Raw genomic sequence first — 9,111 nt, forward strand, 5'->3', positions numbered from 1 at the left:
ACAATGGCGGTCAAGACCTGCCATGAACACGCCGGTCATCAGCACCAGCACCGAGATTACCACCACGACCACCGCGCTCATCACCGTCACCGCGCACCGACCACGCGGACCGTCGCCCGGCGCGCTGAGCCGGTCGCCGAGGTGCATCCTTGGTTCGGGTGGTGTCAGCGTGCGGTCAGACCGGGAGAGCTGCCTGTGAGCTTCCCAGTGAGTCGCGGTGAACGGCGACCATCGTCATCAGGATCGATCCGCACGGATCAGGCCCCTGCCGTAACAGTAGGCGAACTATCGAGCCGAACAGCTACCCAGCCACGCAGCTATTCAGCTATCGAGCCAGGTGGCCATCCAGCTACGAAGCTACCCGTTCAGACCCAGCACCGGAACAGCGTCTGGGGCGCGCGCAGAGCGTCACAGGCTGTGTCCGCGCGCGTAGACGTATCTGTGTGACCCTCAAGGTGAGGCACGTCTGTGGCGCGCTCCCAGCGCGTGGACCCGGAGATGGTTCATCCCAGGTCCGCATTCTCTGTTTCAGATTCATCTGATCAGAGAACATATACTATTATACAGACGACGGATCGGGATGAGCTGTCTCCGGGTGATGTGCGCGGTCCGCATCCGAGGCGGTGAAGCAGGTCTGTTCCGGTTTATCGCGTTCGGTCAGCGCGCCGGTTGGGTGTGCTTGCGGTCGCCATCGTTCGCAACCGTCTGCGGATCGTCCTGATCGCTGCGCGGTCGTCAGCCGAGGCCTGCGCCTTCGATCGGTTTCGCGCGGATTTCGATCCTGGCGAGCGCCGAGATGTGCCGTCCTGCGGTCCGTCGTCTCGGGAAAAAGTGTTCTGGGGGTGCGTTTGTCAACCCGGGCCTCAGAAAAGTCAATAAAATCAGTGGTCCTCAGGTTGACAGCGGTCCTCTGGCCCGAGGTTTGTCAACCTCGATAGATGGGGCAAAACAGGAACATTCGGGGCTTGTCAACCTGGAAAGCCGCTGTTGTCAACCTGCCAGGTTGACAAAACCCAGTCGTGTCAACCTGCCCGCAACCTCATCTGTCCACGGCTTGGCTCGGTTCAGGCTGTCCGGAAAGAAGCCTTCTGGAGGTTGAGCCCGGCTTCGCAGTAGGCTCCCTGTCGTCGCTGCTGGCCGTTGCCGAGGCGCTCGATGCGCGGGCCACCCTTGTCAAGCGCGACCGACCAAGGGCACGGCGGCGGGTCGGTGCAGAACCCTCATTGACGCGCGGATCGGGTTGCGCGACAAAAGCGCGACAGATTGCGCGTCACTCTCGCGTCGTGCAGAGCGACACAAGCGCGCCAGCGGCAGGGGAGGGCTCGATGAGCGGACGGGATCAGGACATCCGCGAGGCGATACTCGCCGCGCTGCCGGGTGATCTCGCTGCGGTGCCCCTCTCGCAGATCGAGGCACGGCTTCTGGCCGGTGGTGCGTCCGCCAGTCGTCGGACCCTACAGCGACATCTCGCTGTCCTGGAGCAGGATGGACGTGTCGTCCGCGAGGGGCGCAGCGTTGCGGTCACATACAGACGCGCCGAGACGGCGCAAGCCACCACCGACAGCGGGATCATCCTGTCTGAGGCAGGCCGCGCGGTGCTGGATCTCGTTTCCCGACCGGCGATGGCGAGGCGCCCGGTGACCTACAACCAGGACTTCCTCGACGCCTACGCGCCGAACACTACCTTCTACCTGCCCGAGGCCCTGCGCAGCCAGCTGCACGACATGGGCCGGACCGGCGACAGCGCGCGCCCCGCCGGCACCCATCTGCGCGATGTGATCGGGCGCCTGATGATCGACCTCTCCTGGGCGTCGTCGAAGCTGGAGGGCAACACCTACAGCCGCCTCGACACCGAGAACCTGATCCGCTTCGGCACGGCGGCCGAGGGCAAGGACCTGATCGAGGCGCAGATGATCCTCAATCACAAGGCCGCCATCGAGCTGATCGCCGAGGCGCCGGAGGAGGTGGGCTACGACAGCTACACCTTCCTGAACTTGCACGCGCTGCTGTCGGAGAACCTGCTGGCCGACCCGGCCGCCTGCGGTCGCCTGCGTCGCCGTCCCGTCGACATCGGCGGCAGCGTCTACACGCCGCTGGCGATTCCGCAACGGATCGAGGCGAATTTCCGCACGATCCTCGACAAGGCCGGCCGGATCGAGGACCCGTTCGAGACCTCGTTCTTCCTGATGGTGCACATCCCCTACCTGCAGCCCTTCGAGGACGTGAACAAGCGCGTCTCGCGGCTGGGCGCCAACATCCCGCTGATCAGGCACAACCTCTCGCCGCTGTCTTTCATCGACATGCCCGAGGAGCCCTATTTCCGGGGCACCCAGGCGGTCTACGAGCTTAATCGGATCGAGCTGCTCGCCGACGTCTACCTCGCCGCCTACGAGCGTTCCTGCCAGCGCTACGCCGCCATCGTAAAGTCCCTGCCCGAACCCGACCCGCTGCGGCTGCGCTACCGCGAGCAGATCCGGGCGCTGGTGCGCGACATCGTGGTGGAGGGGCATGCGGATATCGGGCAGTATGTCGCGGGCGACGTCGACCGGCACACGCGCGCACGGCTCCAGGAGATCGTCGATGCCGAGATCGCGAACCTGCACGAGGGGAACGTGCTGCGGTTCGGGATCAGGCGCAGTCAGTTCGAGGCTTGGGTGAGGCGGAGAGAGGCTTGATGCTGGTGTCAGGGACCGCGACCCTCTCGTTGGCTCGGGCGAACGGCAGCCATGCGGACCTTCCGCTCGTTCGCCGCGGTCGGCGCGGAATATGTCGCGGGCACTGGCAGCACCGGGGCGGGGACTGGCCTTCCGGATTCTCGCGGCAAGCTGCCGCATCAACCTCGCCCGCGTGTTCGCCGCCCCCATCTTGATCCCGGTAACGGGTGTGATACCCGTCGGTGTGCGCAGCTTGATCAGACACATGCTGTAGCGCAAATGGCACGCACGCGCGATCGAGCATGAAACATGATGGATTTCCTCACCCTGCCTGACGCTGCACGCCTGCGGCTTGAAAATGTCACCCTGCCGGGATGCCTCGTCGGAGGGCTCGGCGAAACGATGCCCGGCACACTCACCATCGCCGGCGGAGAAATCGTTGAGCCAACAGTTGACGACACCATCATCGACATGGCCGGCGCGATGGTGCTGCCGGCCTTCATCGACATGCACACCCATCTTGACAAGGGTCATATCTGGCCCCGCGCGGCCAATCCCGATGGCAGCTTTGAGGGTGCGCTGAGCACTTCGGGCGCTGACCGCGAGGCCAACTGGACGCCCGCTGATCTGCGAGCGCGCATGGATTTCGCGCTGCGCTGCGCCTACGCCCACGGCACCCGCGCGATCCGCACCCATCTTGACAGCCTGCCGCCGCAAGACGCGATCACATGGCCCGTGTTTCGCGAGTTGCGCGCCGAATGGGCCGGGCGCATCACGCTGCAGGGGGCCTGCCTTGTCGGCGCCGACCGTATCGAACGTGATGGCGCGTTTCGCAGCACCGCCGATTGCGTAGCCGAGGCGGGCGGCATCCTCGGCATGGCGAGCTACCCCCTCCCCGATCTGGCCGAACGGCTGCGCAGCTTTCTGCGGCTGGCCACCGAGCGCGGGCTGCAAGTCGATTTCCATGTCGACGAGACGATGGATCCGTCGGTGGAAACCTTGCGGCTGATTGCCGAGACGGTGTTGGCCGAAGGATTCGACGCGCCTGTGACGGTCGGCCACTGCTGTTCGCTTGCCGCGCAGGACGCGGCACGGGCCGGCGACACGCTTGAACTTGTCGCAAAGGCAGGCCTCAATGTGGTCAGCCTGCCGATGTGCAACCTGTATCTGCAGGACCGCATGCCGGGGCGCACCCCGCGCCTGCGCGGCATCACGCTGGTGCACGAGATGCGCGCGCGCGGCATCAATGTCAGTTTCGCCTCCGACAACACGCGTGATCCGTTCTATGCCTACGGCGATCTCGACATGCTCGAGGTGCTGCGCGAGGCAACGCGGCTCGGCCATCTCGACCATTCCGCGCCGGACTGGGTGCAGACCGTGCTCGCCAATCCCGCGCGGGCCTGCGGCTTCGCGGCGCCATCGCTCGCGCCTGGGGCACCGGCGGATCTGGTGATCTTTCGCGCCCGCAGCTTCAACGAGCTTTTCGCGCGCCCGCAATCGGACCGTATCGTGCTGCGCGACGGACGCGCCATCGACCGCACCCTGCCGGACTACAGCGAACTCGACGGGCTATTTGCGGGCTGATCCCGCAGCTTGAGGCGGCCAGCACGCGGGTCCGATATGATCCGGCCAAGCGCGCAGGACGACGTCGGCCTCCTCGCGAAAGAAAAGGCGTAGATTGACCCACTGGTTGTCGCTGCGGTCGCCGTTGATGTGCTCGACGCTGACTGGCGCATGCATCCCGGTCATCCACAGCCGGCGCAGCAGGTGGCGCTCATTGTCGATCAAGACCTTCAGGAAGCCGCGTGCATCATGCGCGGTGCCCGCCACCTTGCCCCGGCGCTTGCCTTTGGCGAAGGTGAAGATCCCGGTCTCGGGGTCTTAGCGCAGCTTCTCCCGCAGGCGCTTCTGAGTCAGCATGGTCGGGGTTCTCCATGAGTGTGTTCCTGCTTGTTCGTAAGCTGCTGAAGGCATTCTGTAGCTTGGGACAGCCGAATATCGCTGCCCTGTGGCCGTCGCTCGGTTGCTCTGGCCCGGATGATGGTCGAGCACGCGTGACCCTCCCCTCACGCCAGCAGTTCCGCAACATCAGGCATCTGCCCGAGCGTTGTCGCGATCCGTTCCTGCCATTTCGGTCCGCGCCCCAGCGCGTCGCGATAGGCGTCGCGCAGGTCATAAGGTCGGTCTTCGGCGAGTGCGGAGATCAGAAATCGCGCCTGACGGCGATCCTTCTCGGCCTTGATCCGGTCGCGTGCCTCGCGCCGGGCGGCGACGATCAGCTTGTGGATGGCGAAGCGCTCGGGGCGGGGGATCTGCACCAGCACACCCGAGCGATAGAGCACCGCCGCCTGGATCGGCCCGGCGATCAGGTAGTTCAGATGGTGCAAGGCCTGGGCCGAGACGCCAAGCGCTGCCAGCGGTCGCACCCCCTCATCCCCGAAGGCCGGGGTCAGGAACTCGACCAGCGCGCCACCCTTGCTCTGACGCCAGCGCCAGGCAGGCCTGCGATCAAGCGTCGGCACCGGATCGAAGGCGAAATCCGCCAGCACCTGTTCGACGGTCGGCTCAGTGCGGTCTTCCAGCGCCAGCGAGAGGCGCTCGAAACTCGCGATGTCGATGTCGCCGGTCTGGGCCAGATCGTCGAAGCGATAGCGCAGCCCCAACTCGCCCTCGTAGAGTCGGAAGGCCTGGGTGCCGACCAGCGTGCCGCCGAGACGGAACACGCCAACGGTCGCCATGGCGGCAAGCAGGCTGCCCGTGGCGGCATCATGGCCCAGGAACCGCTCCGCGCGCAGGATACGCACCAGCCGCGCCCGCTCACTGGCGCGCGCCTCCACCTCGGCCCTCAGCTCCCGGTGTCGGTCGATGCGAGCCAGCAGCTCGGGCGTTTCCTCGCCGATATAGGTCTTGCGGACGTCCGTGCCGACGCGGAAGCTGTCATACCAATAGACCCGCCCGTTGCGCACGACGCGCGTGGGCGTTCCCCGGATGTCGGAGGTGCGGTCGTCCAGCAGCAGGCGCAGAAGGTCGTGGTATGCGGCATGTGCGGTGGGAGAGTGGCGGGTGATCGTCATGCTCAACACTTTCAGGTTTCGTTGAGCATGAACTTGTGTTCAACGAAAATCAAGAGCGTTGAACATAGTCCATCGTGATCGACAGGAGGACGTCACGGCCCGAGGAGCGCGATGCAGCAATCCGACCAGCTCATCCGCGCAGGGCGAAGCCATACGCTTGGCTGCGCGCAACCGGCGGAACGTGCGGGGGGGCTCAACCAGGCTGATCTCGCTGCCCGCCCAGGCGTGCCGCTGGGCAGCTTGTCCAATCGGCAGTCATTGGCGCCCCCAGGGGCATCGCGCGCCGACTAGCGACGTGACGGACTCGCAGAATTCGTCATCTCCGCCGTGTCGGGAGGCATGGGCGCTAGCCGGGCTCAGTCATAGGTGTAGTCCGGCAGCAGAACAGGGCTGAGTGGGGAACCGTCGAGAGGATCGCTATAGCCCGGAAGCTCAAGCGGGAAGTCGGAACATTCCGGTGGGTCAAGTGTTTGCGTGCGCACCCGTGCGCTGGCGCAGGCGCGTTCAGAGGGGGATGCGGTTCCGGCCAGACGGCTGAACAGCTCTTCGAATGACAAGCCGCACCATTGGTCCTCAACCTCGCTGGGTGGGCTGTCGCCAAGGTTCAGTGTCGCTTGCAGTGCCTGCAAGTCCCCGATCTGTGCGCAGGTGTCATAGACATCCCACGCAAGGGTCGCGACGACCGCGACACCGCCGATGAAGGGAATCGCCTCGACCATGGCAGCACTGGTGTTGCGCGTGACCATCCTGACCGAGCGCGTCTGCATCCGCCCCGTGATGGTGCGCGCATCGCTCTGTGCGCGCACCCGCTGTGCGCTCATGGCTTCCAGTCGCGCTTCGACCGCATTTGCCGAGGTCCGAAGCCGGGTGTTGTCCGCCTCGACCGCCGCAATCTGTAACCGGGCCGCGTGCGTGTCGGCCTGGGCTGTGGCGAGTTGCGTTTGTGCGCGCCTCTGTTCGGTCGTCAGCCTGCGGTTTTCGGCCTCGGCGGAGGCGGCGCGGGTGCGCGTGGTCTGAAGCTCGGACTCAGCCGATGCCAGGCGCGTGCGGGTGCGATCAAGCTCCTGTTCGGCCCGAGTGGCCCGGCTCAGCGCCTGTCCGCGCTGCGAAATCAGCCTGCGGCTTTCGGCCTCTGCTGTAGCGGCGCGGGCGCGTGTGCTCTGAAGCTCGGCCTCGGCGGAGGCGGCGCGGGTGCGGGTGGTCTGAAGCTCGGCCTCGGCGGAGGCGGCGCGGGTGCGCGTGGTCTGAAGCTCGGACTCGGTCGATGCAAGGTGCGAGCGGGTGCGATCAAGCTCCTGTTCGGCCCGAGTGGCCCGTCTCAGCGCCTGTCTGCGCTGCGAGGTCAGCCTGCGGTTATCGGCCTCCACCGTATCAACCCGGGCGCGGGCTTGCGCCAGGTCATCGGCATCGGCACGCAGGGCGGCGGCCGTTCTGGCTTGGGTCGCCCGCCGCGCCACGGTTGCGCTGTCGATCATCGACACCGCAGACCAGACCATGCCCGAAACGGCGTTGAACACTGCCGGGACCGCGACCATGGACAGGTTGAGCGTCAGCGTGGCCACCAGCAGCAGCCCGACCACGGTGCCGAAAAGTGCGCGTAGCGCCCCCGTCAGCCCGCGCCACAGTGCCCCGATCATGCGGGGCACCGCGCACGATAGGCTGCGAGGGGCGTTTGGGTGCGCCCTGTCGGATCGTCACGCGATAGCACAGGATTGCCTGCTAGGAGGGCGGGTATAGAAAGTCCTGCTTCGTTGACCCAGCATGGGTCTCGGGATTCTTGAAGCAACAGTCCAAAGACGGTTTCATCTGTCGCGAAACGGGCGCCGTTCATGAGCGGGGTCATTTGGTTGCTATCGCGGTCATCAGGCGAGAATCCTTGCCGGACAAGAGCGCTGATTACACCATGCTCAACATTGGCATGTGTCGCAAAATGCAACGCAGTAGCTCTGGCATCGTCAGACAGCGGCGATGGCCGTCTTCTCCCAGCAAATTCCTTGTGCAGCATCAAACGGGTTTCCCGCACATTGGGCCTAGACTGCATCAAGTAATGCAGGGCCTGACGACCGCCGCGCCCTTCACCACGATGGTCCTGGACGGTGGGCGATGCGCCCATGGCCAGCAGCACGGTCAGGATCGCCTCGCGTGCGCGGCTGGTGTTGCGGGCAGCCAAATGCAACGGGGTCGTGCCGCGGTCAGCCGAGAAACGCGGTTCCGCGATCGGCGGCGCCAGCGCGTTGGGATCTGCTCCCCAGGCGATCAGGCGCGCGATTGCCTCGGGCCCGGTGCCGTGGCGCGCGGCGTGGTGGAGCGGGGAGAAGCCCGTCTGGTTAGCGCGTTGGAGGGCATTTGCGACGGATTCGGGCGCCTGCATGTGCAAGCGAAGCAAAAGCAGGTCAATGATCCGCGGATCGGCTGCATGGGCTGCGGCATGATGCAGCGCGGTATTACCCTCACGGTCGGTTGCCGTCGCAACCGCCCCCTGTTCGAGGCAGAACGCGACTTCGCCCAGCGTGGCAGAGGCGAAGAAATCGGGCGTCAGGAAGCTGTCACAAGCGGCGTTGGGGTCAGGCTCGGCATCATTAAGCCCCAGAGTTTTCTCGGGCCAGTCTTCCCGATCCAGAAGGGCATGGATACTCCAGTGGGACGGACTTTCTGTTCTTGGCATTTCTGCAGGTGTAAGGCCAAAGCGAGTGGACACGGTTCCATCGGCCCCAAGCGCCAGCAGCGTGGCCACGAACAGAAAGCCGTCGGATCTATGTGCTGCAATATGGATCGGTTCAGTGCAACTTGGTCGCCAAGCATCGTTGCAATCGTATGTAGCACGGATATCGGCCTCTCTCGTCGCCAGCCACGTGATCATCGCCGGACCACGCGCCTCTGCGGCGGCAATGTGCGTAATGCTGCGTCCTAAACGGCCGGGTTGATGCAGAACGTCCTCAAGCTGGTCCCGCTCCAGAGCCTCGTCCAGAAGCACATCCAGCACCAGCGGCGTGGTCGCGTTGCGCACGGCGTGGAACAGGGGGCTGTCCTCAGGGGCGGTGTCAGGCAGCAGATCGGCGCCCTGGTCAAGGCACTCGGCGACATCTTCGGGCGTAGCCGTGGCGAAGAAGGCAGCGGTGTTGAAGGCATCGCACCCCGGGGATGCCTGAGCGCCGGTCGATACCGCCGCCAGCAGGGCAATGGAAGAAAGGAACGACAGATTGACGGCACGGTTCATTAGAGAAATTCCCAGATAGCTCCGGTGACAATGACATGAGGCCATGCAAATCCGGTCCGGAACGGAAGCTGCTGGGTCCGCATCGGGTCCTAGTGTTCTGAGTCTGACGCATCTTACCGGTTCCCTCTGATTTCATCCAGCGCGTCGAGTGCGCGGCGTTCCCGGG

The 9,111-nt window shown here is 65.2% G+C and carries 6 protein-coding genes; 2 read left to right on the forward strand and 4 right to left on the reverse strand.

Annotated elements, in window-relative coordinates; genetic code table 11:
* The first annotated feature begins 1,325 nt into the window (after window positions 1–1,325).
* Together HUK65_RS17265 and HUK65_RS17270 are read left to right on the forward strand one after the other, a co-directional pair.
* Complete coding sequence (locus tag HUK65_RS17265) at window positions 1,326–2,675, forward strand: Fic family protein (RefSeq protein WP_179907516.1); 1,350 nt, start codon at window positions 1,326–1,328, stop codon at window positions 2,673–2,675.
* A 291-nt stretch (window positions 2,676–2,966) separates the two neighbouring features.
* On the forward strand, window positions 2,967–4,238 hold the full coding sequence (locus HUK65_RS17270) for a cytosine deaminase (protein WP_179907517.1): 1,272 nt from the start codon (window positions 2,967–2,969) through the stop codon (window positions 4,236–4,238).
* Here HUK65_RS17270 and HUK65_RS17275 read toward each other — a convergent pair.
* From HUK65_RS17275 to HUK65_RS17290, 4 genes are all read right to left on the reverse strand, one after another.
* Window positions 4,224–4,484: an HNH endonuclease gene (locus tag HUK65_RS17275; protein ID WP_179907518.1), complete on the reverse strand. Its 261-nt coding sequence runs from the start codon at window positions 4,482–4,484 to the stop codon at window positions 4,224–4,226. The two genes, HUK65_RS17270 and HUK65_RS17275, sit on opposite strands and share 15 nt — an antisense overlap.
* Before the next feature lie 236 nt (window positions 4,485–4,720).
* The gene (locus HUK65_RS17280; RefSeq protein WP_179907519.1) at window positions 4,721–5,728 is read right to left on the reverse strand and encodes a nucleotidyltransferase family protein; all 1,008 of its coding nucleotides are present in this window, start codon (window positions 5,726–5,728) and stop codon (window positions 4,721–4,723) included.
* A gap of 356 nt (window positions 5,729–6,084) precedes the next feature.
* Window positions 6,085–7,365 carry a coiled-coil domain-containing protein gene (locus tag HUK65_RS17285; protein WP_179907520.1) on the reverse strand — a complete coding sequence of 427 codons (1,281 nt, stop codon included), beginning with the start codon at window positions 7,363–7,365 and terminating at the stop codon, window positions 6,085–6,087.
* A complete protein-coding gene (locus HUK65_RS17290) occupies window positions 7,362–8,945 on the reverse strand; it encodes an ankyrin repeat domain-containing protein (protein WP_179907521.1) in 1,584 nt (527 codons plus the stop codon). Before HUK65_RS17290 ends, HUK65_RS17285 begins: the two co-directional genes overlap by 4 nt.
* Window positions 8,946–9,111: the final 166 nt, after the last annotated feature.

The sequence above is a fragment of the Rhabdonatronobacter sediminivivens genome (genome assembly GCF_013415485.1).
Taxonomy (GTDB): Bacteria; Pseudomonadota; Alphaproteobacteria; order Rhodobacterales; family Rhodobacteraceae; genus Rhabdonatronobacter; species Rhabdonatronobacter sediminivivens.

Excerpts from the sequence above, each read along its gene's own strand:
- HUK65_RS17290 (WP_179907521.1), bottom strand. The coding sequence starts at position 8,945 with ATGAACCGTGCCGTCAATCTGTCGTTCCTTTCTTCCATTGCCCTGCTG.
- HUK65_RS17270 (WP_179907517.1), top strand. The coding sequence starts at position 2,967 with ATGGATTTCCTCACCCTGCCTGACGCTGCACGCCTGCGGCTTGAAAAT.
- HUK65_RS17280 (WP_179907519.1), bottom strand. The coding sequence starts at position 5,728 with ATGACGATCACCCGCCACTCTCCCACCGCACATGCCGCATACCACGAC.
- HUK65_RS17285 (WP_179907520.1), bottom strand. The coding sequence starts at position 7,365 with ATGATCGGGGCACTGTGGCGCGGGCTGACGGGGGCGCTACGCGCACTT.
- HUK65_RS17265 (WP_179907516.1), top strand. The coding sequence starts at position 1,326 with ATGAGCGGACGGGATCAGGACATCCGCGAGGCGATACTCGCCGCGCTG.